The 25,440-nt window shown below is 39.5% G+C and carries 24 protein-coding genes and 2 tRNA genes; 10 read left to right on the forward strand and 16 right to left on the reverse strand.

The window, feature by feature from the left end; translation table 11 throughout:
• Positions 1-89: 89 nt before the first annotated feature.
• Positions 90-2,891: a hypothetical protein gene (locus tag HZA77_12870; protein MBI5376320.1), complete on the reverse strand. Its 2,802-nt coding sequence runs from the start codon at positions 2,889-2,891 to the stop codon at positions 90-92.
• The gene (locus HZA77_12875) at positions 2,888-5,284 is read right to left on the reverse strand and encodes a hypothetical protein (protein MBI5376321.1); all 2,397 of its coding nucleotides are present in this window, start codon (positions 5,282-5,284) and stop codon (positions 2,888-2,890) included. The genes HZA77_12870 and HZA77_12875 overlap by 4 nt, the downstream gene beginning before the upstream one ends.
• A gap of 147 nt (positions 5,285-5,431) precedes the next feature.
• On the opposite strand from HZA77_12875, the gene HZA77_12880 reads away from it, so the two are divergent.
• Both HZA77_12880 and HZA77_12885 read left to right on the forward strand, forming a co-directional pair.
• The gene (locus HZA77_12880; protein ID MBI5376322.1) at positions 5,432-5,704 is read left to right on the forward strand and encodes a TIGR04076 family protein; all 273 of its coding nucleotides are present in this window, start codon (positions 5,432-5,434) and stop codon (positions 5,702-5,704) included.
• 20 nt (positions 5,705-5,724) lie between these two features.
• Positions 5,725-6,003: a TIGR04076 family protein gene (locus HZA77_12885; GenBank protein MBI5376323.1), complete on the forward strand. Its 279-nt coding sequence runs from the start codon at positions 5,725-5,727 to the stop codon at positions 6,001-6,003.
• Positions 6,004-6,038: 35 nt separating this feature from the next.
• Here the strand turns inward: HZA77_12885 and HZA77_12890 are convergent.
• The 6 genes from HZA77_12890 to HZA77_12915 form a co-directional block, all read right to left on the reverse strand.
• Positions 6,039-6,125: transfer RNA gene (locus tag HZA77_12890), tRNA-Ser, on the reverse strand.
• 3 nt (positions 6,126-6,128) lie between these two features.
• A complete protein-coding gene (locus HZA77_12895) occupies positions 6,129-7,190 on the reverse strand; it encodes a site-specific integrase (protein ID MBI5376324.1) in 1,062 nt (353 codons plus the stop codon).
• Between the two features lie 532 nt (positions 7,191-7,722).
• Positions 7,723-8,199, reverse strand: coding sequence for a hypothetical protein (locus tag HZA77_12900; protein MBI5376325.1), 477 nt, complete (start codon positions 8,197-8,199; stop codon positions 7,723-7,725).
• Between the two features lie 26 nt (positions 8,200-8,225).
• The gene (locus HZA77_12905; GenBank protein MBI5376326.1) at positions 8,226-8,447 is read right to left on the reverse strand and encodes a hypothetical protein; all 222 of its coding nucleotides are present in this window, start codon (positions 8,445-8,447) and stop codon (positions 8,226-8,228) included.
• 27 nt (positions 8,448-8,474) lie between these two features.
• Positions 8,475-8,942, reverse strand: coding sequence for a hypothetical protein (locus HZA77_12910; protein MBI5376327.1), 468 nt, complete (start codon positions 8,940-8,942; stop codon positions 8,475-8,477).
• An 11-nt stretch (positions 8,943-8,953) separates the two neighbouring features.
• On the reverse strand, positions 8,954-9,163 hold the full coding sequence (locus tag HZA77_12915; protein MBI5376328.1) for a helix-turn-helix domain-containing protein: 210 nt from the start codon (positions 9,161-9,163) through the stop codon (positions 8,954-8,956).
• A gap of 164 nt (positions 9,164-9,327) precedes the next feature.
• Here HZA77_12915 and HZA77_12920 point away from each other — a divergent pair, with 164 nt between their 5' ends.
• Positions 9,328-10,041 carry a hypothetical protein gene (locus tag HZA77_12920; GenBank protein ID MBI5376329.1) on the forward strand — a complete coding sequence of 238 codons (714 nt, stop codon included), beginning with the start codon at positions 9,328-9,330 and terminating at the stop codon, positions 10,039-10,041.
• A gap of 34 nt (positions 10,042-10,075) precedes the next feature.
• Here the strand turns inward: HZA77_12920 and HZA77_12925 are convergent, their stop codons facing one another.
• Positions 10,076-10,288: a helix-turn-helix domain-containing protein gene (locus tag HZA77_12925; GenBank protein ID MBI5376330.1), complete on the reverse strand. Its 213-nt coding sequence runs from the start codon at positions 10,286-10,288 to the stop codon at positions 10,076-10,078.
• A gap of 308 nt (positions 10,289-10,596) precedes the next feature.
• Between HZA77_12925 and HZA77_12930 the strand changes: the two genes are divergently transcribed.
• The 4 genes from HZA77_12930 (at position 10,597) to HZA77_12945 (ending at position 13,716) form a co-directional block, all read left to right on the forward strand.
• Positions 10,597-12,156 (forward strand): hypothetical protein, encoded by a 1,560-nt coding sequence (locus HZA77_12930; protein ID MBI5376331.1) that lies wholly within the window; start codon positions 10,597-10,599, stop codon positions 12,154-12,156.
• Positions 12,157-12,170: 14 nt separating this feature from the next.
• The gene (locus HZA77_12935) at positions 12,171-12,326 is read left to right on the forward strand and encodes a hypothetical protein (protein MBI5376332.1); all 156 of its coding nucleotides are present in this window, start codon (positions 12,171-12,173) and stop codon (positions 12,324-12,326) included.
• Positions 12,327-12,706: 380 nt separating this feature from the next.
• Positions 12,707-13,303, forward strand: coding sequence for a tyrosine-type recombinase/integrase (locus HZA77_12940; GenBank protein MBI5376333.1), 597 nt, complete (start codon positions 12,707-12,709; stop codon positions 13,301-13,303).
• Positions 13,304-13,326: 23 nt separating this feature from the next.
• Entirely contained in the window at positions 13,327-13,716 is a 390-nt protein-coding gene (locus tag HZA77_12945) for a hypothetical protein (GenBank protein MBI5376334.1), read from the forward strand.
• A 651-nt stretch (positions 13,717-14,367) separates the two neighbouring features.
• On the opposite strand, the gene HZA77_12950 is transcribed toward HZA77_12945, so the two are convergent.
• From HZA77_12950 to HZA77_12970, 5 genes are all read right to left on the reverse strand, one after another.
• Positions 14,368-15,429 carry an SUMF1/EgtB/PvdO family nonheme iron enzyme gene (locus tag HZA77_12950; GenBank protein ID MBI5376335.1) on the reverse strand — a complete coding sequence of 354 codons (1,062 nt, stop codon included), beginning with the start codon at positions 15,427-15,429 and terminating at the stop codon, positions 14,368-14,370.
• 85 nt (positions 15,430-15,514) lie between these two features.
• Positions 15,515-15,865 carry a hypothetical protein gene (locus HZA77_12955; protein ID MBI5376336.1) on the reverse strand — a complete coding sequence of 117 codons (351 nt, stop codon included), beginning with the start codon at positions 15,863-15,865 and terminating at the stop codon, positions 15,515-15,517.
• A gap of 143 nt (positions 15,866-16,008) precedes the next feature.
• Entirely contained in the window at positions 16,009-16,722 is a 714-nt protein-coding gene (locus HZA77_12960; protein MBI5376337.1) for a hypothetical protein, read from the reverse strand.
• 924 nt (positions 16,723-17,646) lie between these two features.
• Positions 17,647-18,288, reverse strand: coding sequence for an HNH endonuclease (locus HZA77_12965; protein ID MBI5376338.1), 642 nt, complete (start codon positions 18,286-18,288; stop codon positions 17,647-17,649).
• A 392-nt stretch (positions 18,289-18,680) separates the two neighbouring features.
• Positions 18,681-18,782: transfer RNA gene (locus tag HZA77_12970), tRNA-Ser, on the reverse strand.
• Between the two features lie 335 nt (positions 18,783-19,117).
• Between HZA77_12970 and HZA77_12975 the strand changes: the two genes are divergently transcribed.
• Entirely contained in the window at positions 19,118-20,857 is a 1,740-nt protein-coding gene (locus HZA77_12975; GenBank protein ID MBI5376339.1) for a hypothetical protein, read from the forward strand.
• 14 nt (positions 20,858-20,871) lie between these two features.
• Positions 20,872-22,719: an O-antigen ligase family protein gene (locus tag HZA77_12980; GenBank protein MBI5376340.1), complete on the forward strand. Its 1,848-nt coding sequence runs from the start codon at positions 20,872-20,874 to the stop codon at positions 22,717-22,719.
• Positions 22,720-22,721: 2 nt separating this feature from the next.
• Here HZA77_12980 and HZA77_12985 read toward each other — a convergent pair whose 3' ends face one another.
• Together HZA77_12985 and serS are read right to left on the reverse strand one after the other, a co-directional pair.
• Positions 22,722-23,372 (reverse strand): sulfite exporter TauE/SafE family protein, encoded by a 651-nt coding sequence (locus tag HZA77_12985; protein MBI5376341.1) that lies wholly within the window; start codon positions 23,370-23,372, stop codon positions 22,722-22,724.
• 87 nt (positions 23,373-23,459) lie between these two features.
• Entirely contained in the window at positions 23,460-24,728 is a 1,269-nt protein-coding gene (gene serS / locus HZA77_12990; GenBank protein ID MBI5376342.1) for a serine--tRNA ligase, read from the reverse strand.
• Between the two features lie 351 nt (positions 24,729-25,079).
• On the opposite strand from serS, the gene HZA77_12995 reads away from it, so the two are divergent.
• A complete protein-coding gene (locus tag HZA77_12995) occupies positions 25,080-25,316 on the forward strand; it encodes a DUF4926 domain-containing protein (protein MBI5376343.1) in 237 nt (78 codons plus the stop codon).
• Positions 25,317-25,440: the final 124 nt, after the last annotated feature.

The following is a 25,440-nucleotide window of genomic DNA, read 5'->3' on the forward strand; positions in this document are numbered from 1 at the left end:
TAACCAAAAGTATTTTGAAAAACAAGTGTAAAACTGATTTGAATTATAAAAGCTGAAAGCCAGAGGCTGTCAGGTGGAGGCAGTTCCTGTTATTTTTTATTCTTATTCTTCCCTGTATTATCTGAATGATAAGATTTTTTGCTTTTTTTCTTTTTTACAGCTTCCAAAATCTTAACTCCTCCCTCTCCATCGGCAACGAAAACGTTCGAACCAGCAACACAAACATTAACGGCATCTCCATCGGTATCATAGACTGCAAGGAGCTTGGGAGATGCCGGTTTTTTAACGTCAATCGCAGCTATCCCTCCGTCCATATCTGCAACATATGCGACATTTTCCGACACAATTACATCATCAGCATTGCCTTCTGTGTTTATAGAAGTTATCAGCTCAGGCGCTGCCGGCTCAGACACATCAACAATGACAAGCCCTGCATGCCCGGCTGCGATAAAGAGCGTAGTTCCGTCAGCAAATACCCCTCTTGCAGGAACCCCTTCATATGCTCCTAAGATTATAGGAGACGACAAATTGCTCACATCTATCGCTATAACCGATGAATCGATATCTGCCAAATATGCGGTAGTTCCTGATACATGCACATCGACAGCGTAGATGTCTGTTACAATAGAGCTTAATAACTGCGGACCTGAAGGAGTGCTGACATCTATTATTACGAGTCCTCCTTCGCCATCAGCAACATAGGCAGTCGGGCCTGATACAAAGATACCGTTGGCAAAACCATCAGTATCAAGCGTGCTTAAAACAGATGGGCTTGAAGGAGTTGACACATCGACTACAGAAATCCCTTCATCACCGCTGGCAATATAGGCCGTTGAATCTGAGATATCCACACCAAGCGCATAAACAGAATCTTCACTTCCAAGAAACTGAGGCAGTTGAGGGGAGCTGACATCAATTATCTTTAGTCCTGAGTCTCCTCCGCAAACATATGCTTTACTGTCCGATACATCTATTCCAAGCGCATACCCGGAGGAAGGATTCGAACTTATAAGAAGAGGCGAACCACCACCGTTTAAATCAATGATGTTAAGCCCTTCTGAACCTGAAGCGACGTAGGCTTTAGAGTCTGCGACAAAAATATCATTCGATGTTATGCTGGACGAGCGTAAAAGTTTCGGCGATGTGCTGTCGCTGACATCAAGCATGGTAATGCCTTCCTGAGTACCTGATATATAAGCAACCGAATCTTTGACATGAATGTCAGTTGCACTGTTGGTAAAATAAACGCCTAAAAGCTCGGGCTCTGACGGATCCGACACATCGATTATGAGTAAACCGGTAGAACAGTATGGATAGTAAAGATTCTGTGAAACAACGTAGGCAGTATTTCCTTCAACATACAGGCTCTGATAATTGCCGCAATAATCAGTAAACTGACTTAGAAGCTGTGGTGATGTGGGGTTGCTCACATCAATGATTGAAAGGCCTTCATATTCCGACACTACATAAGCAATATCATTTACTGCTACCACATCCGTTGCACTGCTGCTGTAACCTGTCATGTCGTAGGTTCCCAAAAGGTCAGGCACATATGGATTGGAAACATCCACTATATGAAGACCTCCGGTGCTCGAAGCTACATAAGCTTTAGTTCCTGAAACATAGACATCAAGAGGATAACCCTCCATATCTAACTGACCGTTCAATACGGGCGAATCAGGAGTTGTAATGTCAACTATCTCAAGGCGTCCCAAAGCTAGATAAGCATATCCGCCTTTAACATGAAGACCTGTGACTGAATGGCTTGGTTTATAAGTCCCCAAAAGCAATGGCGAAGATGAGTTGCTTATGTCAAAAATCTCAAGTCCTCCTGAACCTGATGCTGAATATGCTTTGCTGCCGACCACTTCTATCTCTAAAACTTCTCCACCGGAGGCAGCAGTCCCTAGTATTGGGAGAGCTTCAAGACCAACAGCGCTAATAATAATAAACCCTCTTTCTTTGTCAGCAACAAAGACCGTATTGCCGCTTGCAAAAACGGAATGGGCTCTTCCCTTTGTTTCATACACCCCTAAGACAGAAGGTGAATACGGATCACTTACGTCTATTACTGCAATACCTGCCTCACCTGCTGCGACGTAAGCCTTGTCACCTGAAACTGACACCGCCTCAGCCTTTAAGGACAGGGCTACTGAGCTTAACGTAGATACATATGTCCCACTGCTTATGTCAGCTATGGCGAGACCTGAATCCCTCCCTGTTGCATAGACAGTATCACCCGAAACGAATGCATTGTTAATATAATCATAGTTCCCCCAGCCGGAATAAGTTGTAATCAAATCAGGATCTGATGGATCGCTCACATCCGCCAGCACAAGACCGCCGTAACCGGCAGATATATATGCAATACCATCTGCCACATATATACCGCAGGCAGTGGAAGATTTTCTGAACGTTGAAATCTTCCTGGGTTTTGAAGGCTTTTTCACATCAACAATCACAAGACCTCCGCCACCCGACGCAACATAAGCCTTATTCCCTGTGACGAAGACATCAAGCGCAAAGCCATGAGTATTGTATGAGCTCAACAATTTCGGTTTGGAAGGTTTTGTCGCATCTACGATGAAGATCCCTTCCTCTCCGGCGGCAAGATAGACTATGCCGTCAACCGCAAACACCTTGTTGACAGGCGAAGACGTGTTGTAATGAGAAACTAGTTCCGGTGACGATGTATTCGATATATCAAGTATGACCAGACCATTATTGCCTCCAATGTACGCATATTTACCCTCAACCTTCACGTCATTGAACGAACCGCCGTACGTCCCAACAAGTTTGAAATCAAGGGCGGCGTTCCCAGTAAGAGGGAACATCAGAAGGAAAATTATCGAGGCTGAAAAAAAAGTTATTCTTTTTATCTTTGTCTTCACTTACTCACCTTGATTTTTTTTACTTTGCTTTTGCCATACTTTGTGCGTATGGCAAATCCCATCTGTTTATTCTTAGCATTATCAATCATGACAGTTATTGACTCATTGCCCCATGAAACAACGCTTGCTGAGCCACCTGTAACAAGAAGTTTCGTCCCTTCTGCTCCATCGGAACCGGGAGCAGGGCCAAAATTCTCTCCAGTTATTATCACTTCTTCCCCTATCCCGGCAGATTTAGGAGTTATGTGTTTGATTGCCGGTGCCGGTTTAAGATATTTGAATTTTATACCGTCTTCTGTTCTGACACCGTTTGAAGAGATTACAAACAGCTCGCATTTCCCCGGATTTACTCCCCATGGCAACGAGACCTTTATTTCCTCATTCCCCCATTTCACTATTCCACAATCTGTTTCTTCATCACCGCTCTTTAATACGACCTTTCCTTCGACCTCACCAAAACCCGAACCACTTATTGTTATTTTATTATCATAAGTCCCTTTGTTACTGCTGATTTGAGATATTAGCGGATTAGCCAGAGTGTCCGAAATGCCAAAAACCTTCACCCCCCCGCCGCCGTCAGCGACATAAACCGTATTACCGGTAACCGAAATCCCGAGAGGTGTGCCTGTCGTCTCATAGGAATAAAGTAAAACCGGGGTTTTCGGGTCTTTTACATCAAGGACTGCAAAGAGACTTTCATCATAGCAGGTCACATAGGCAAGTCTTCCTTCAACATGTATATCAGAAATATATCCGTCTAATGAATACGTTCCTGTCTTCTGAATTGTCCCTGGATCCGTCACATCAGCAATAAAGAACTCTTTCCCTTCTGCGCCGTATCCCTTATGTCCTTTTACGGAAAATATCCTGCCAAAGTTGTAATAGTATCCAAGTCTTGTGATATCGCCGGGGGAACTGACATCGAGAACTTCCAAAAAATCATCTTCGTTGTGGTCTTCATCAATGCCGGTAACATACGCTATATCATCTGTCACATAGACTGTGCTTACTGAAACGTAGTCTCCTTCGAACTTGTAAGAGCCAATCTTGTCAGGCTCTTTTATATGACTCACATCAACGATTATCATTTTAAAATCATCATACACATTTGTAACGATATAAGCTTTATCGCCGTCAACTGAAATGTCCGCCGCCGGATAATCATTGTATGTGACTATATGCCTGGGCTCTGATGCTTTGCTTAAATCTACTATCTCGAAGCCGCTCTCTCCAAGGCACAGAAAAACCCTGTTCTTATAAAAGTCAGCTTTTCCGTTGAATTGTTCCCGTTCATAGATGCCTGAAAATACCGGAGTCAAAGGATTGCTCACATCCATTATCCCCATGCCGTTTAAAGCCCCAAAAATATAAACGACATTCCCATAACCGTAAATCTCGCTTGTCATGGATGACTCGTTGTATTCTCCGGCAAGCTCAGGTGATTCCGGATTTCCCGCATCAACGATTATAAATCCGCCGGTGTCAGTACTGGTAATATATGCAGTGTCTCCACCTATAAAAATACTCCCCATAAATGTTTCTTCATAGATGCCAAGAAATGACGGCGCTGACGGATTGCTCACATCTATTATAAGCATCCCCTGATCTACCTCATTTATATATGCCTTAGTCCCCGAAACATTGACATCTGAAAACTCATTATACCGGGAATAGGAACCTGCCGGAGAAGGGTCTGCAGGATTGCTGACATCGATTATTTTTAAGCCATAATCTGAAACAAGATATGCAAACGTCCCTGCCACCTGTACTGAAACCGGGTCGAAGGAAGTGGTGTTATAGGTCCCAAGCAGAGAAGGCGAGGCAGGATTGGTCACATCGATTATAAGCAGTCCATCAGAAAATGCAGCGAGAAAAGCCGTTGTACCTGAAACATAAACATCGAAAACATAATCTGTCTCTTCATAGCTTCCCTCAAGCGTGGGAGCAGACGGATTCGACACGTCAATTATCAGCAGACCGTTGTCGTTGTCTGCGACATAGAGAATATCGCCGGAAATATACAGCTTTTGAAACTCGCCTGAGCTTCCATATGTTCCAAGAAGGGAAGGAGAAGTGGGATTTGTGACATCTATAATGAATATCCCTTCACTGTCTGAAGCAAGATATGCTTTCCCATCGGCAACATCTATTTTCGCAACTGCCGTTGAAGTGACATATGCGCCGGTAAGCACAGGTGAAGATGGTTCTGATATGTCCAGTATTTTAAGGCCGTTTACCGTTGAAGCGTATGCATAATTTCCTGAAACTTTTATATCAAGAAAAGCTCCGCCATAGGCATAAATAAGATTTAAATCATAAGCATTTAACGAAAATAAACTATGGAATGTTATGATTAATGAAATAATTACTATTTTAGTTAATTTATTCATCATTTTTAAATTTTAATGTATTTATGCTATTTCTAACTGCTGAATTAGTCAACCCCAATTATGGAATTAACAATAAAATTGCATGGACAGTTTTAAAAAATACTATTTAATCTGAATTCTCTGATTACATTTAAATTGGAGGGGAAATCTATGCCTGACAAATATCGCCTCACACTCACTATCACCAGCATATCAGGAAAATGCAACGCTGGCTGCAAGGTAGGAGAGAAGTATGACATTTCATCCATAAAGACTGATAACCTCTGCGGATTCTTCTACCACAGTCTCTTCCCTACTCTTTGTACGTTCGATTATGGTGGCGAAATCTGGTTTCTTCCTGACAAGAACCGGATGGAGGTGCGCTGTCCAGATTATATAAATGATGTTCGCGGCACCCTTGAACGGAAACTGAAAGAAGAATAATCTTGGGAAAGGAGAACAATATGCCCGGCAAATATAAACTGTCGCTCACCATCACGCATGTTGGGGGAACCTGCATGGCAGGGTGCAAGGTAGGAGGCACTTACGACATTTCAACAATAAAGACCGACAACATGTGCGGGAATTTCTACCGCTCTATTTATCCATGGATACATGTATTTTATCATGACGGAGAAGTCTGGTTCCTCCCTGACAAGAACAGCATGGAAGTCCGCTGCCCTGACTATATAAATGATGTGAGAGGAACGCTGACGAGGGAGTTGATTAAAGAGACAAAATAAAAAACCCTTCAATCGTTAAAATTGAAGGGTTGAAACGGAGAGGGTAGGATTCGAACCCACGGTACCGTCACCGGTACAACGGTTTTCAAGACCGCCGCTTTCGGCCACTCAGCCACCTCTCCAAGCTATGTATTACAAGCACTTAAGGCTACTACGTTATCAGCCTTTTTCTGTCTTGTGACCAAATTGTGACTACTTTTTTCAAAAACACCATCTTCAAGACACTCTACAGCACGCCTCTGACTGTCTGCGCTTGAGTGTGCATAGCGCATTGTCATTTGAATCGTCGAATGTCCCAAAAGTTGTTGCACTGTTACTAAATCAACTCCAGCAGCCACCAAACGAGTAGCAAATAGATGCCGGAGATCATGGAACCTAACCTTCGGAACACCTGACCGCTTAATAGCTGACTCAAACGCAGTGCGCACTGACTTAATCGGGTTGTCTCCACTGCCAAAGACAAATTTATTGCTATTACCTTTTAACGAGGAAAACAAATTTGTCAATGTCATATTCATCGGTATTTTTCTACTCCTGCCGCTCTTTGACTGAATGACAGTAATAGTCTTTTTCTGCATATCAACACACTGCCATTCAAGACTAAGTATTTCATTCAGTCTCATGCCTGAATGAACGGCTGTAAGGATAATCGGCTTTATATGCGGATTACACTCAGCTAACAACCGTTCAAGCTCATCAGGTGTCAGAATCTTCTCAATAATGTTATCTTCTCTGAAAAACTTGATTTCAACAACCGGGTTGCCTTCTGCCTTGTGCCATTTCACGGCCTTGTTGAATAGGGATTTCAGGCAAGTCAAATCTCTGTTTGTTGAGGCTCCTGTCACTTGTTTTTTACGAAAAAGTTTAAACTTCTCGACGTCAAACGCTGAAATGTCACAAAGCCTTTTCCCCTGAAAGAAAGGAATAAGCACTTTAAGAGAAGTCGCATCCCTTGATGGACACTTCTTGTTAGCTCGGCAATAAGCCAAATATTCCTCTGCAAACTCAGCAAACAAGGAACTTCTCTTTGCTTTATGAAAAGAAAACTTCCCCTGTATCGCTTCGCTTTTCCTGACAGCCAAAGCTCTGCTTGCCTCTCCTTTGCTGCTTCCGACACACTCCCTAACCCTACAGCCGTTTACATAAAAATCAATATACCACTTACCTTTTCTACAATAGACACTCATTTTTTTTATTCACCCCCTTTCATGTTAGCCTTGTTGGATTGAAGCGGTTTAGAACATCTTTTTAATCTTATGCCGTAAAATTCAGTCGTCAAGGTGGATCTCCCAACTTGCACAAATGGCAATCTACCAGACCAAGATATTTAGGAGGGGGTACCCCACAGTCGGAAATTGAAGTTAATGGAAATAGTGAAGAGGGGAATAAAAAAGAATTACTCATTCTTCATCATGCCTCCATTTCAGAAATAATTTTAGTAATCAAGGATTGGATATTTTTGCCAAGAGGGTCTAAATATTCATTTTTATAACAAACAGTTACAGAACACTCTGGTAGGTAGTAGAGTGGTGGAGGAAAAAGCAAAGGCAAAGGCGTTAGTAAGAGCAAAAGCCAAGTATAAGAATTAGGATAAGCGCAAGAATAGGTTAAGTGCAAGTAAAAGCTTAAGCACAGGGGAAGCATTGGGTTAGGAATCAATATTATATATATAGTTAATAGTATAATAGAAGTTAATGGCATAATGGCGACGCCCCCTTACTAATATGATCTGTTCTTTTCTATCGAGGCAGACAAATCTTTCTCATCAATTAGCTCCATAAGCTCGTCAAGAACGGAATAGTGCAATACAGCAGGGGTTGGTTCGCCATTTCGAAATTTCTTATCGCTGGTTCTTGTAGAAAAGCGGAAGAACTTCCCCAAGAACATGGATTTTGGGCTGAATCTGTCCCGTCGAACTGGAGGATTCCCGTCGGTTGCAACTACAATCCATTTATAAAGTTTTGATGAGCGTGAAATTTTCTTTGAAAAATTCAGATATGCATACACAACGTCTTCGCACTGCACTGGTGGATTTGAACGAGTTTCAAACCCAAGAATTATTTTAGGTTTGCCATAGTAAGAACCTAACGTAACCTCGATACACTTGCCAATGTAAACCCCGTCAGCCAATAATGTCTTGTGGTCTCCTTCTACCTCAATCAAATCATCATCAGAATTTTCTTCTTTTAATTTCATTTTATATGTCCTTTTATTTATTTTATTTAATTTTCAGCCATTGCCTTTAAGGTTTTTAGTGCTTCCCAAAAAGATACCGGTTCGCATTTCACTTGTTTGTTAAAGAAGCGGAAACTTTCAGTTTCGATATTGCCATCATCTTTAAAAACAAAGACTGACCGCCTGCCGCTGGGCTTAACCTGGAGAAGTTGAAATCCACTTACCATCAAATAAGCGCTAAGCCCGAGGTTTGATATTTCTTTGTTCATTTCATTCATCTTTCTAAATTGTAGTTTTTAATCTATAGAAGGAGAAGTTATGTCTTTACCATTGGTTGGATATGCCTCACTCCCTTTTTTAGTTTCCTGACCCTTTAAAATTGGCATTTTGTGCCGTGAAAATCTGTAATTCTTGGATGTGCTGAGCAGTTTCTTCTTGTGGTTATCTGAAAGGACTCTTTTCCGCTTTGCTCCTGCCACGCTTGCAACATTCAAGAAAATAGAACTCGGTAACCCGAGGATTGAAACATTATCATCCCCTTCTCTAAGCAAATTCATCTCAGGAAAGAGCTTCAGTAATTTTTTTTTCAACCTATTTTTTATGCACCAAAAGCCAATGATTTTTTTAGAAGAGGAAATTACATAAAAGTTACCGGCACGCTTGCAGCATTTGATTATCTGATATTCTGGCTTTTTCCCATCAATTTTAGCTGCTTCATCGTACTCTACTATAAACTTGTCCCCGTATAGTTTTTTAAGTTCCATTATCCCAACCCTCAAAAGGATCCCATTTTCTTTTCAGAGTGAAATTGACTATCAGCCCAATCCATTAGATCAGATTTTTTAAATACAACCCTGCGGCCAAGGTGGTAGTGCGGTAATTTATTAGACCAACTCCAAAGCCGAATGCTTGCTACAGAAACATTCAGGAAAAGTGCCGCCTCACTAACTGAAATAAACGCTGATTCGTGATTGTTTGTACCCATAGTTTTTTCCTTTCTTCATTAAGTTTAAAAATAGCATATGTTATTTATTAGCTACTGTCAATATATATTGATGCAATCTAATTATTATTACGTTTTCTAATTGATTATCTATTGACAACACAATATTATCCATATAATATGTATAATATTTGGAGGAGGGCGTTATGAACTATAAAAAAAATTACAAGATAGACTTGTTAAAATGGCATTTGGATTTTATTTCTAAAGACTTAGACCAAATGGATGATTTGGAATTAAGCATATTGATTCTGGAAGCTCGGTATTATTTAAGACAACCAGATCATAAATACAAACTCAATTCAAATTTTACACCAACACATAATATCGAAAGAAATAAAAAGAATAAAAAGCAGCCAAAATATGATGGAGACACTGCCATACCGACTGATTTTTCGATGAAATGGAATGATGAGGCGATATGGAAAAGAAATATAAAAAATATTCAGGCAGAATTAAAAGACTTTTTTATTTCCATAATTAATCCTGAAAGGGTTTATTTGCTTCGTACGTTTGCAACCGCCGATTTGAATTTAAGCAAAGATGATGGAAGTTTTATTATCACTTACAGCGTTTCCGAACCAAAAGAGAAAGATGAGGTTCTTTCTTTTGTTGAGTTTGCAAAAATCAGCCTATGTCATTCTCTTAATGGGATTCTATGCGAAGCAATAAAAACTTGCAAAGAGTGTGGTAAATATTTTTACCATATTTCTAAAAAGCCCAAATTTTACTGCAATCAAAAATGCACCTCCCGGGCATTATCAAGAAAACGAAGGGAGGCTGATCCAGAAGGTTACAGGAAAATACAACGAGAAATTATGAGGAAAAAATATGGGCTTTTAAAAGGCTCAAAAAGTTAAAAAATAAGGTGGCAGAACTGCAACTTTTTTGAAATCATTTTGCAATTACTTTCTTACCATTTAATGCCCCTGTTGTATTGCCAGATCTTTCTTTCAGCCATTGTTCAAGAATTTCTTCTCGAACTCTCCATGACCCGCCAATCCTGACAGCGGGAATCTTACCTTCCTTTGCATAGCGGTAGGCTGTGTGCATATTAATTTGCAATAGCTTTGCAACTTCAGGTATTGTGAGAATCTTCATTTCTATATCTCCTGAATGAGCAATAACTATAAATAAGCAGCAACTATTGTCAATTGTATTATATACCTATTAACTCCGTCGGGTTTTTATACACTTTTAGCCTTAGAATATCAGATAGTTAGCATTGTCAGTAAAAAACTGTCAGCTATACTGAACACTATTATACATGACTGAATCACTCTTATTAAATCAATTAATTCTGCATTATCTTTATAATCAGTTAGTTATAATTATAAAGATTATTATGGCATTAGTTTTGCATTTATGATGTTGATTTTACTAAATTAAGTTTTTCTTTTCGGGGGGTATTACTGATGAAGTCTAACAAGATAAGTCTATTTGTTTCTCTATTATTTATTTCCTCTCTAAGCTTTTTTATTCCTTGTAATACATCAGCTATTGAACCTCAGATTTCAGCAGGTCATGCACATAGTGTAGCTCTTAAATCAAATGGAACATTATGGGCATGGGGTAGAAACGAAAGTGGTCAATTAGGAGACGGATTATCTGGTTTTGCAGTATACAGAGAGTATCCTGCCCAAGTTGGCACTGATACAGACTGGGTTTCTATTGCCGCAGGTAAAAGTCACACCGCGGCATTAAAAACAGATGGTACATGGTGGCAATGGGGAGGTCTAACAGACAAAATAGAGACAATTCCTACAAAAGTTGGGACTGATACTAATTGGAGTAAAATTGACGCTGGCTTTATTTTCACAATTGCGTTGAAATCAGATGGCACGCTTTGGGCTTGGGGTGTTAACGGTTTTGGTCAATTAGGTGATGGTACAACAAACAAAAAAACCTCGCCAATTCAAATAGGAACGGATAATAAATGGAGTTCTGTCTCAACTGGCGATTCCCATACTATTGCTTTAAAATCAGATGGGACACTTTGGGCATGGGGGAAAAATGAAAATGCTGAATTAGGCGATGGCACAACAATTAATAAACGTTCCCCTGTTCAAATTGGAAGTGATACTAATTGGAGTAAAATTTCAGCTGGAAATAATTTCACTATTGCTCTTAAATCAAATGGAACATTATGGGCTTGGGGTAGCAATTCTTTTGGCCAATTGGGAGATGGAACATCTGGATATGTAGTAAGAGAGTATCCTGCCCAAGTTGGCACTGATACAGACTGGGTTTCTATTGCCGCAGGTGACACTCATAGTCTCGCTTTAAAATCAGATGGAACACTTTGGGCATGGGGCAGTAACTTATTTATTGGAACGATTAATATTTCAACAACTCCAATAAGAGTAGACGTAAATAATGATTGGGTATCTTTTGACGCAGGGGGTTCCCATCATATAGCATTACAATCAGATGGTTCCTTATGGGCTTGGGGATATAATGCTTACGGAGAAGTAGGAGACGGAACAACTACAATCAGAGACGAACCTGTTGAGATCTTTCCTGCTTCTGACTTCGATAGCGATGGGATACCTGATACAATCGATAACTGCCCTAATGATTACAACCCAGACCAAGCAGATTACAATAACAATGGGCAAGGTGATGTCTGTGATCCACCTCCGACACTAATTACTCTCTCCTCATTCACAGCTAATCAATCTAACAAGAAAGTTGTACTCAAATGGGAGACCGGAACTGAACTCGACAACCTCGGTTTTAATATTCGGCGTTCAGAGTCTATTGATAGCAAGTATATACAGATTAACAAGAAGCTCATCAAGGCAAAAGGAAGCAGCACTAAAGGTGCGTCATATACTTTCAAGGATAAGAAGATTGAGGCAGGAAAGACCTACTGGTATAAGCTTGAGGATATAGACAGCAATACAGGCAATACACAGCATGGCCCTGTTGAGGTTCCAGTTGCAGCAAAGAAATCTAAGACAAAAAAAAATTAAATCGGGCGATTATTATGGATAACCCAAAGAAGGCTTACAAGAAACCAACTATCAAGCAAGTGAAGCTTGTTCCTGAAGAAGCAGTCCTCGGCGTGTGCAAGAGCGATACAGGAGCAGGGCCTAATCAGTCAACGTGTATAATACCGCAGTGCTTTAATCCGGGGAGCTGAGGGCAGGAATAAAGGACACTCAAGCCCTCTATTCCATTCAAGGCAAGCCATATACTTTTGGTATGAAAAAAGTCTTGCTGTCGGGGCTTAAAACAACGCATTTGTGCTGTGGTGGAGATGATGGCGAGTTTCAGCAGAATTCCCTATGTAGTTTCAAACTAATTCCACAATCAGTTTCAGTAGAATTCCTCACTTTGTAAAAATATCATTCTACTTGCCTCTAAAACATCTTGCTAACTTATATCTTAAAGTTAACCAGCTTATATTCTCTTAATTAAAATCAAATAGTTACTTACTCCATAAGAAAACACCCTTGAATATTTTGTTAAGTTATATATATTATATTATAAATACTTAACTAATTATTGGGTAAATATAATATGAAAAAATTTCAAAACAGAAACCATCCAAAGAAGGGTCAACAGATAAAGGTGGAGCCTATTAAGGATTTGAAGGACATTAAGGCAATTAAAAAGCTGCTTGCTGATAACCCAAGAGACTATGCACTGTTCACGATCGGAATAAATACTAATCTTAGAGCAAGCGATCTGTTAAGGCTTAAAGCCGGACAGGTGCGTGGCCTGAAACCAATGGATGAAATTGAAGTCAAAGAGAAGAAGACTGCCAAGATAAGGAGGATTACTTTAAATGAAACCTGTATAAAAGCCATAGAAAGGCTGTTGGCATCTGTAAAATATCTTGACACCGATTACCTGTTTAAGTCGCAGCGTGGAGCGGTGCTGACAATTCCCTCGGTTCACAGGTTAGTCAAGCAGTGGACAGGTACTATCAACTTAAAAGGCAACTATGGAAGCCATACATTGAGGAAGACTTTTGGCTACCATCAGCGAGTAACATTCGGGGTGGGACTCCCAGAGCTTATGGAATGCTTTAACCACAGCACGCAGAGGCAGACCCAGACTTATCTTTGCATTCAGCCTGAAGAAATAAGAAGTGTGTATGCTAACCAATTATAAACAGGAAGGCCAAGACTTCTGTTATGGCTAATGGAATAAAAGAACTTTCAGTCAGAGACCGATTGCTAATAATAGGAATGATTAAAGGCTTATCAGCTTCAGAAGCTGCAAGGCGTGCAGGATATGCTGAAAGCACAGTTCGGAAACAGATAAGTCGTATCGTAGGCAAAAGTAGTGTCCAAGACGCCTTAGACCAGTCTTTAGGGGATAAAAACGTCACTTTTTACGACTTAGTGGCCATCATTAAAGAGGGCCTTGATGCAAAAAAAACGATTGCAGTTAGACTGATTGATTCTGAAGATTCATCAGGACATCCGAGAGGAAAGAAGAAAAGAGTTTTTGTTGAAATACCAGATCATAGGATAAGGTTAAAATTTGCTAAAATTACTCTTACACTCTTGGGATTACCTTGAAGCTTTGAGCAGATAAAAAACTCGATAGCTACTTTCCATGATCTCTTAGTATAAATGTCAGAAAAATGCACCTAAACTTCCTTTTCTTTTTCCGGGTAAGGCATAACTATGGTTCAAAGTCAAAACTCGTGTTCTGATGTTGAAAAACTATCTTTTTGTGCCGTGGTGGACGGGAAATTTGAAGGGTAGGCAGAACAGGAATCCTTTTGCAAGAGTCTCTGCTCATCTTTCTCAACGATAATTTGCCAAAGTCCCCCTGTTTGAGTATCGAGAAGATATTGGTCTTTTCTAAACTCTGAAACCTGTCCAAAAACTTACCTCACATTAGGGGTTGCCAAGACTTTCTGTTGTGGTGGTTTCACTTCAAATGGATGAAACAATAATAATGATATGAAAAACAATAAAGAAAATATGTTTGATGTTATGAAAATTTACTCTTTTTTCACGGCACAAATGAGGGGGTTTTAGGCTTTTAAACATGAATTCTCAATCTTACCCATAGTTCCCCTTGCCTTGAACGAAATAGATGGGTTAAGTATCTTTCATGCTTGCCCTCAACTCCCCGGATTAAAGCACTGGGGGATGATGCAGACTTATTTGGTGTCCACTATTTTCAACTTATCTCAGGGAAAAACAAAAACCAGAAAACAACTACTTAGAATTGCAGGCGACCCGAAACCCGATTGCATCTGCTAACGCGTTCGGGTCTATAGCTCGACGTAGGCTGCACCTAAAGCCACCAGTTCCACCCCTAATGAGCGAAGAAGAACCACCACGATTCACCCGATAACTACCGGATTCAGGACCTTTAGGGTTATCTCTCAGACTATCTTCATAATATTTCTCTCCATACCAATCCGCACATAATTCCCAAACGTTACCGTACATGTCATACAAACCAAGAGCATTCGGTATCTCACTTTTCACTTCAACTACAAGATTTCCTCTATAAGCATAATCTTCAGAACTTATATTACCATATTTAATATGCTTGCCGCGTTCACGTGCAGCAAACTCCCATTCAGCCTCAGTAGGCAGGCGGTAATTCCCTCCTGTCATTTCATTCAATCTTTTTAGAAACTCCTGTACTTTATTCCAACTCACATTGCTAACAGGCTCTAAGTCTTCTCTTTGATAACGGCTTTTCAAAAAACTGCTCGGTGCTGTACTTCCCATTATTTCTTCCCACAGTGCCCGCGTCACCTCAGTCTCTCCCATATAAAAATCATCTAATCTTACTGTATGCGCAGGCTTCTCATCCGAATTGCCGTTTCCGAACGTGTCACCCATCTCAAACTCGCCACCCCGGATAAACACCATCTTTATGCGGGAGAGCACTTTTCTTTTTTTCTCTTCCGAAAAGCATTTATTTTCTGCGTCAAGTTGAATCTTTATTTCTTCAATTCTCTTTCTCTCCTCCTCAGACCTAAGTCGCTCTTCTACTGCCTTTCTTTTTGTCTCTTCAATTTTAGCAGTTTCCTGATACTCAACCAGTGGCGCGTTGACAGTTGCATTAGTATCAGAGGTCTGACGCTGGGAATTATCAATAACAATAAATAGAATGACAACAATCGCAACTATAATCTCTGCAAATATTCTGACGCTTCTGCCTTTCTGATGTTGTATTCTCTCCTCAGCAAGCCTTCCTACCTCTTTGCGTGCTTTTCGCTCTGCATTTTCTTTTCTCGTGTGTTCAACTTCATCTTTTTTCACTTTAGCAATCCTTAATAATTATCAAAAAAATAAGATAATTAATTCATAATAACTATATTATTTTTCTAAAGAAATAGGATATTTTTCATTCCTTCTTTATCCTTCTCTTAATTTCTTTCATGTTTTTTCGAATTCCCTTAATGCAAAAATACATAAAAATAGGAAAAATAATCCACCAAACTACTCCACCGTAGACTTGTAAGAATTTAACTAAAAAGGAGGATTCAGTTTTTCGTGTTGCAAGCATTGGGAAAAAAGGGTTACGGCTGGTAACTGTAGTTTTTGGCCCGAGGAAATCATATATTACGAATATGATCAGAAGTATTGTCTTAGGATTTGCAAAAAGCAAGATTACAATTCCAATCGTAATAATTCCACCGAAAACGCCTAAACACCCTCTTAATTCAGATAAACGCTCATCTTCATTTTTTTTCACTTTAGCAATCCTTAATAATTATCAAAAAAATAAGATAATTAATTCATAATAACTGTGTAGATTTTCTAAAGAAAACGGTTTTTATACTGGTGAATAGCAGGATAATGTATTGGTAAGGCACGAGAGATACTCTCAAATAGTTGTTAGTTATTCCACTCCTCAATTATTATTCCGTCAAAATATAATTTTACAGATTGTAAGCCTATAGATAAAACAGGTTCTTCTGGATGACCTGGAGCCTGTCTTTTTTCTATAGGATAATAAAACTTAAAATCTATATCAACACGAAGTAAATCTTGATTTTTCTTCCACGTAGGTGCTGCATCTATAGAAACCTTTAAAGATGTTATGTTTATCATCGTGCATTGATCCTCAGAATACTTAGCGTTTTTAATGACAACCTTCCTAATCATTCCTATCCAATCGTGGAGTCCAGAATCAATACATAAAAAAACATTCGGAACACCAAAGTCTACGTTAGCATAATCATAATATTCTCTGTCAGAGTCATATTGGCCTAAATTAACCTTAAATCCTTTAAAACGATAGGTTGGTCTGAAAAAATCTTCTATCGAACTCTGATATTCTTTTCTAATTGAATTCTCAATTTCATCAACTCTACGGTTATAATCTACACTTTTTTCGAATTCGCCTCTTTCGGGAAGATTCGGTCTTCTGTTTCTTAATGGTATTATCTTTCGCAATTCATTGTATTTGTTATTCATAAAATTAGACCAATTATCTATAAGTAAAATTTTTTCTTCAGCTTGGTTCTCAAAGATTGACCCCTGACAAACACTAAATAAAATTGTGAAAAGTAAAATTATTTTTAAATGGAATATTTTAAGATTTTTCATTTTATATTTATAATTCTCTATTAATGTAAACGTATTTTTGGGGCATTTTATGAAAAGTTTTTTGGTAAATTTAAATAAAATAATATTAATCATTTACCCATGATTAAATATGAAATAAAAACAGTTATTAAATTTTTGAATTAGTAAACTCAGGAATACCTTTAAAGATTACATGAATACATCCTGTAACTATTATTCCGAGAAGTAAGATATGTAAACTATTCAGCATCCCTTCTATTATAGAATATAAAATAAATGTGTTTATGATAGATAAAAATAAAACATAAAGTGCAATTCCAATTTCAGTATCTTTTTTACAAAAAAAATTCCCTAACTCAAGAATGATAAAGCCAGTAATAGCGCCTATTATAAATCTGTATAATGGTTTTAAACTGCTAAATAAGTCTTTGATAGAGTTTGTCGTATTTTCAGTAGGTATTAAAGAGAATATTAATATTATTAGTGGCAAAACTGTTGCAACAATTAATCTGATTCTATTTTTATTGTTCTGTCTTTTAATTGTTATTAGAATAATATAAAAAATGCATCCAAATAAAAAAAAGATAGTAATTGGATAAAGAATTTTTATAAAAATGAAGTTTAACATTGAGTCAAAATAGTTTTATATTATAATATATTAATAATTAAATATTTTTAATTAGTTTATTATAATTTGACCCGATTCATATTTAAAGTAATATTTTCAAATAAGTCAACCGGTATTTTTACCTATAGGAACCGGAGGTCAATAACCCCATTCAGTAAATTTTGAAAAATATATAGTGAGAACAGGGGTGGGGTAACACTTTCATTACACAATATTTGAAAAATATAATAAGAAATATAAAACATTCAATACTAAGTAAATTACTTAGACTAAAAGTTTTTTATCTCTTTTTTACGAGACTTATTATCAGCTTAAACTTATTGGATTGCCGCGGACTTCTGCCTGTTGCATGTTTGACAGAGAAGTTGGACATTGCGCTCTGTATTGCTCCCCCCCTTTGAAACTGGAATAATATGATCATATTCTAACTTTTCCTTACTACCACATTCAACGCACTTTCCCTGATCGCGTCGCCATACGTTTAATTTTACTTCTGATGAAATATATCTGTCTGTATTTTCTTCTGAGGATGAATCGTCAATGCTTGCAATCGGCATGAAGTCGGGTTCAATTAGGATCGATAGGGCGTCCAACATATACTCAATTTCTAGCAAAAAAATTTCTTTTAAGTACCAATGTTGTTTATTCAATCCAATCTCATGGAAGCTCATTATAACCACTTTTTCATACATCTCATCAGTATATTGTCCTGTAAATCCAGGTTTCAACATTTCGTTTGCCAGTTCCAAAGTTAGCTTCATTTCATGCCCAAGTTGTTTTAGCCGCTGAGAATCATTTTGCTGTAACACCTTCGAGAAACGGAACAAAAGACCATAAAAAGTTGATAATTGTTGATGAATCTCTTTAAGTTTTGTTAATGCTGTAGTGAATGTCACTATTCCCTTCATCTCATGACCCGATTTTATCTCTTCACCGGATTGCACATCAATCATTTGCATGGCATCATGATAGTCCTGTCGATATTTTTCAATTAGAGTTTTCGGTGATGGCTCAACTGTAACTGCCTGAGATGGTAATGATGTGGTCTCGTCCATGGATCCTCCTTATTCTGTATTTTAATGGTTAACATTAATTATTATACTTATTCTATTCTTTGCAGTTTTATATAATCGCTGAAAAAAGTCGTCAATAAAAATTGACTAAACAAAGGAACACCCCTTTTTAAAAATTTGCTCTAAAAAATGCGAAGGGGATATGATAAACACTCCAACTCATTTGGGGGGGTACCCCTGTCATTTTCTTGTGACCATATTGTGACTACTCTGAGGAAAAAACCTTGAATAATGAGATATACAGAGAACACAGGAAAGAAAAGAAGTTCGACAATAAAAAGAAAGGGTTAGCCCATATTCCTAATTGATTCAGAAACTTAGGCTAACCCCCTAAATTTGGTTTTCAAGACCGCCGCTTTCGGCCACTCAGCCACCTCTCCAGAATAAATCTTGCAACTACTTATTTGCAGCGCAAATCCACTTAATTGATTTGTTCCCACTGACAAATACAAATTTATTTCTATCACCTTTTAACGAGGAAAACAAATTTGTCAACGTCATATTCATCGATGTCAAATAAACCAGACAAGCTTGATATCAATTGACTAAATTTACAATAAATATATATCACTTTAATAAGTATTTTTAGATATTATGATATGTTAAATAATTGTTGCGCTTATTCGAATTCTTACCTTACCCGGACCCGGTCGTGCTGCTGCTATCCTGTAAACTTTTGTGAAATGACACATTAACAATTTTCAGGAGACTGGCAATGTGCAATCTTAGAGTAAAAAAGTTTTCTGTTCTTTTAAGCATCATTCTATTAATGAGCGGACTGTTTCATTTTCAAACCTCTGCGCAAACATCCGGTTTAACTGTTACAAGTGCCAAGCTTTATTTTACAGAAGGGAATAACAAATTTGCGATTAAAGGAAAAATTACACCACGGGTATCTGATTTAACCACAGTTGATCTAACAATTCAGGTAGGTACCTATTCTGAAACCATCACCGCAGGTTCGTTTGTAAAAAATGGCGCAAAACAAACATACCAAGCAGCATCAGGAACTAATGGGATAACAAAGATAATTTTAAAAAATGGAAAATATTTTTCTGTTAATGCTGAAGAAATTGACCTCTCCGGGACAGTTACCCCTGTGAATATTTCTATAACCATTGGAGATTCTTATTCAGAGTGTGCTTCGATAAATATGACAAAAACCCAAAAGGGTAAGTTGTGGAAACTAAAAGGAAAGAGTAAAAAGTGCAGCAATTCAAGAAACAGCCCTAATGCCATAAACGAAGTTACTAAAAAAATCTATGATGCATTGGCTGCAGATGAAGATATCAAGTCATACATCATTGGAGTGATGGCGGCGTTTGACGTCCCTACATTGGGGGACAGCGATTTGACCACTGCTGATTCAAGACTAAGCAAGGGCTTGCCCTTATTCACAACCACACAGGCGGAAAGAATAGCAGATGCATATAATGACAATACCGTTGTCACTGTGGATGCCTTTGTTGACGGTCTCAATGAACAGGGACTGACGCTGAAATTCCCATACAGCTTCTACGGTCAAACTATTACTAAGGACATCCTGAGTCTGATATTTTCTAAGTATGCCTATACATCCCCGGATGAGGCTGGTGTTCCGTATAAATCAGGGGAGAGACTTCCGGCTCTTGTGCATTCCCTTGGACAGGAAAGGGCGAAACGCTTTCCCCCTAAAACACCCGACCTGATTTGGGGAGATGATTATCTTGATCCTCTCCAGTTCACACTTCTGCTCTACAGCATTATGTCCCCGGAAGCTGGAGCTGCTCAATCGGCTGCCTCAACTCCCATAACAGCTCACGCTGGCGCCATTGATCCAATCGTTGATTATGTTAAGGATCAGATCAAGGATAAGGTAACCAGCGAGGTTCAGGACGTTGTGGAGGTACCTCTGGGAGAGAAGGAAGCTGCGCAGGTAAGTGTTTGCGCCTCGCTCCTGCTCTACGGACATAAAGTTACTGTGAGCAATAACCCTGCATTGCTCATGCATAACCCTGATACCCCCAATGTTACCTCGGTGAGCATGACCTTGACATTCATGGACGACTACTACAACAACTACCTGGCGATTGACCGCTGGATGCTTGAAAATGTCGGCAACTGCACACTTCCTCACCAGGGACCGATAGCTGGAAAACCGATTGAGTGGTCGGTGTCAAGTGGCATTGAGGACCATGGAAACTACGACCTGACCCCGACTCAGACCGATGACAATGGAGAAGCTCTTGCGAGCTGGCGTACTATATCTGACTCAATCCCACAGTCTTGTAAGGTTTTCAAAAATCAGAGAGATGCGGTGGGCGCGACAACCGTCAGAGTCGGCAGTCTTGTTCCGGGATGGAGCACACTGGAGAGTATCGTTGGATTTCTTAAAGACACGGGGAATACCGGTGATTCACGGTTAGAAGTAATATACTATGATATCACCGATGATCCGGATTGCCATCCGTTATAGATTATGAAATAAAAATGATTCCTCTGTCTAAGGCCCTGTCGAAATCATTGATCGCTTCTGCTTCGGTTGGAATTATCGCCTTGTTTGTCACTCCGGGGTATGAAGGGGCATACAGACTGTCCAAGTGGGGATTCAGCGGATTTGCCCTGCTTTTACTGAGTGGGGCATTTCTTTTTTCGATAAAAAAATCCCCTCTTTCATTCATTCCAAAGGAGCGTACTCTATTTATTGCTGCAACTGCCTTCGCAGCATCAGCAATAATTCTTCCGGTTTGCTTTACTCCATTTATGGTTCTACATATGGCAGGGGCTCTGCGTCTTTTAATGGGTTTGTCATTTGCTTATTTAACTGCGCTGGCTCTTGAAGAAAAACCAGCTTATAAAAAACAAGGCATTATAGTCATCCTGGCTTTGGGCGCATTTTGCGCGATAATCGTAATCCTCCAGGCAGCAGGGTTAAAGTTTCTGACCAATACTCATTTTACAACTGCTGAATTCCGCTCACCGGGGACATTCGGCAACCCCAATTGGGCAGCGGCCTTTCTTCTTCCTCTTGTCCCAATATCATTTGCGCTCACCGGTAATTCAGATAACCGCCGTGAAAAGTTATTTTACAATGTCACAACCCTTCTAATAATTATAGGGACAATCGTTACCTTCTCTAAAGCAGGCATCCTGTCTATGATTGGCGGAATAATAATCTATTTCCTACTTGGCAACAGACTGGAGCCTAAAGTCCGAAAGCTGATTCTTTGTGCCATAGCATTAACCAGCCTTGCCATTCTTATCTTTGCCGGTATCAACGATTATTTTCTCACATTACCCTGGATGCGGGGACGTATATTTCTCTGGAAAGGTGCTTTGTTCCTGATTGCCAGTCATCCATTTGCCGGCGTTGGCATCGGAGGATTTTTACCATCTTATCCGCTTGCAGCTGCCCGCATCATAAATGGCAGCTCTACAGCTTTCATGCCGCTGGGAACTATAAGTTTCATGCATAACGAGCCGCTCCAGATAGCTGTGGAAGGAGGCCTGCTTACTGTTTTTCTGTATCTGTCGCTTATTGTTTGGGCAATTTACTTATCATACAGACGTAAAGAAGATTTGTCCCGGGGAATTGGAGCTGCGATTGCGGCGCTATTCCTGCATGGACTTGCCGACTCGCCGCTTCAACTTCCGGCGACTTTTATGCTTTTTTGGTTTCTTATTGGATGGATGATGTCCGGAAATCAGGAGAGCATTTCATTCAGCGGGCATAAAAAGCGCTTACAGCATCGCCTTAAAATTGCAGCTTTCATAGTCACAATTTTAATTATTGCGTTGCTGGCTTTAACCCAGGGAGTGAGATTTACTCTGGGAAATCTTCTTTGGACTAAAGGTAAGATTTTATTATCAAAGAAAAATGCTTCCGGAATTGAAGCCTTGCAGATTGCCACTGTTTGTCTTCCGGAAATCGGACAAATAAGATCTGATTATGCAAAAGGACTTGTTGCTGCCGGACTGAACTCTGAGGCTTTGAATGAACTCGATGCTGCGTCGAAACTTTATTTTAACTTTGATGACGTCTTTCTGCGCCTCAATATCTTAGATAAAATCAGTGACCAAGTCACTGTGATTGAAGAATGGCAGGGATTGTCCAGAGAATTCCCTTCACTTGTGACACCACACTACAGGCTCGGATTAATATACCTTGAAGAGAATAAAGTAGATTTGGCAGTCGCTGAGTTTTCTAAAGTATTAAATCTTAATCAGGAGAGCGGGCAAACAAAGTTATTTCAGGATAACACATTGCAAATCCTAAAAAATATTGATGACCTTCGATTGAAGCCAAGCTCAGATAATACCGGAAATAAAGCTGATTGAGTCTACATCCCGAAAAACTGTATCGCTATTCCGCAAAGGCATATTGTAGCACCGGCCAAAGCATGGGTATAGCGTTCGATTTTGTTTAAAGGCAAACGAGCTATTCCCAATGACAGGGTAATGACAACAGCAAGCATCGTAAGAATAGTAACTGCAGCAAAAACACTTGTAACTAATATAAGTCCAAGACGGCTGTTCCTTGCGGCAGGATACATTAATATCGGGATCAAAGGCTCACATGGACCAAAAACAAAAATCGTAAACAGTATCCATGGCGTCATATTTTTTGTTTCGTCTGCATGAGCATGTGAATGTCCGTGAATATGTTCCTTAAATGCGCGCCGCAGTCCCCATGCAAAATAAACAAAGCCAAAAGCAATAAGCACCCAGGCGGCAATGCTCCCCCTGAATGATTCAGCTATCTCCAATTTTTTTACCGCGATTCCTAAGGCAATCCCTATAAAACCAAGAATAACAGAGCTTAAAACATGACCGATTCCGCACAGTATTGTAACCCATGTGGTTTTGTAGATAGACCATTTCCCTGATTTGGCCATTGCTACAAACGGGATATAATGGTCAGGTCCCATCAGCGTATGAAAGAAACCAATTGAAGCGGCAGTTATTAAAAGAATCACAATTTCATTAGACAACATCATAAATCTCCAACCACAAATTTATTATAAGGAATCTTAATCAGATGAGTTATTACAGTAACATTAGTGATGAGGTTAGGCTAGCTACTCTAACTTCTCAACCCCATCCATATAAGGTCTTAGAGCCTTCGGGATTATGACAGAGCCATCGCTCTGCTGGTAATTTTCAAGTATTGCGACGAGCGTTCTCCCAACTGCAAGCCCCGAGCCGTTTAATGTATATGCAAGCTCGACCTTGCCGCTCTCTTTTCGTCTGAACCTGATGTTGCCGCGGCGCGCCTGAAAATCCTCAAAATTAGAGCACGACGAAATCTCAACATATTTATTTCCCGAAGGAAGCCATACTTCTATGTCGTAAGTCTTGGCGGATGAAAATCCCAAATCGCCGGAACATAAAGCTACAACTCTGTAAGGAAGCTCAAGCTTCTTTAATATCATCTCAGCATCATTGGTTAATTTTTCAAGCTCATCGTAAGATGTCTCAGGCTTTGAAAATTTCACAAGCTCAACCTTGTTGAACTGATGCTGCCTTATCAATCCCCGTGTTTCTTTTCCATATGTGCCTGCCTCACGCCTGAAACATGGCGTATAGGCAACATATTTAACCGGAAGCGCATCTTCAGCAAGTATCTCATCACGATGGATGTTCGTCACCGGCACTTCCGCAGTGGGGATAAGATAAAGCTCGTCACTTGTTTTAAAAAGGTCTTCCTCGAACTTTGGAAGCTGTCCTGTGCTTCTCATACTTACCGGACTTACCAGAAATGGAGGAAGGACTTCGTTGTAACCGTGCTCTTTGGTATGGACATCAAGCATGAAATTTATTAATGCCCTTTCAAGCCTTGCCCCTTTTCCGCTTAGAACGCAGAAGCGCGCCCCGCTTATTTTTGCGCCCCTTTCAAAATCAAGCCACCCAAGAGCTGTCCCTACATCTACATGGTTTTTTGGCTCAAAATCAAAAGTCCGCGGCTCTCCCCATTTCCGCACTTCCTTGTTATCATGCTCGTCTTTTCCATCTGGTACGCTTTCATGGGGGACATTTGGTATCTCAAGGATGAGGCTTTCAATCCTTGCTTCTTTTTCTGCCAGTAGCTCATCGAGAGACTTAATCCTGTCAGACACTTCTTTCATCTCGGCTATCTCGGCTCCTGCATCAAGCTTCTGGCGCTTCTTTAATCCGATTGCCTCAGATGCTTTGTTCTTTGCAGATTTAAGATCCTCGACTTCCTTTATTATGGCGCGTCTTTCCTCATCTGTTTGTACAAGCTCATCAATTGGAAAATTGGCGTGACGGGCAGCCAACCCGCTTAAAACCTTATCTCTTTCTTCCCGTATCCTTTTGATATCAAGCATTTTTCACCACATTAATATAAATGTAAAACGCGTCTTTATTACCATTTAAGAACTAATCAAGTCAATCTCTTTAGGTTTTAAAATTGACTTTGACAGAACTCAGAATGTAATATTAATTTGATATACGGTACATTGAAAAATGTGATGCTTTTGAGGAGATCCATTGCACAAAAGGAAGATATAAAAGAAACTATAGAATCATCATATGGAATAAAATATGTTATTGAAGGTATTATACAGTCGCCCAATGGGAGCACCATAAAAATAAAAACAGTTTGGATAATTGAGAAAGGGGAAACGGCTCCGCGTTTAGTGACAGCTTATCCGATATAAATACACAGGAGGTAAAAAATGATAAAAGAATTAGATACTGTTGTCTTAACCCATAACATCAAAGAATATGGATTGACAGAGGGTGATATTGGGGTTGTAGTGCATTGTTATAAAAATCAGGACACTTATGAAATTGAGTTTGTAACCGCCGACGGGAAAACCATTGCAGTCCTCACCCTTTCTGCAAATGAGATTAGGTTGATGAAAAATAGAGAAATACTGCATGTGAGAGAAATAGCCCAGCAGACTGTATGATTAATGGTTTTCTCCCATCAACTTTAACACCTTCCTGTGTCATGCTACAGATCTCACTTTCCATTGCCATATTATTTTAAGATTTGAAAAAAATATCAGCAGGATATATAAAGGCCAGTCTTAT

It is taken from the genome of Candidatus Schekmanbacteria bacterium, assembly GCA_016219965.1.
In the GTDB taxonomy this organism is placed as follows: Bacteria; Schekmanbacteria; GWA2-38-11; order GWA2-38-11; family J061; genus JACRJM01.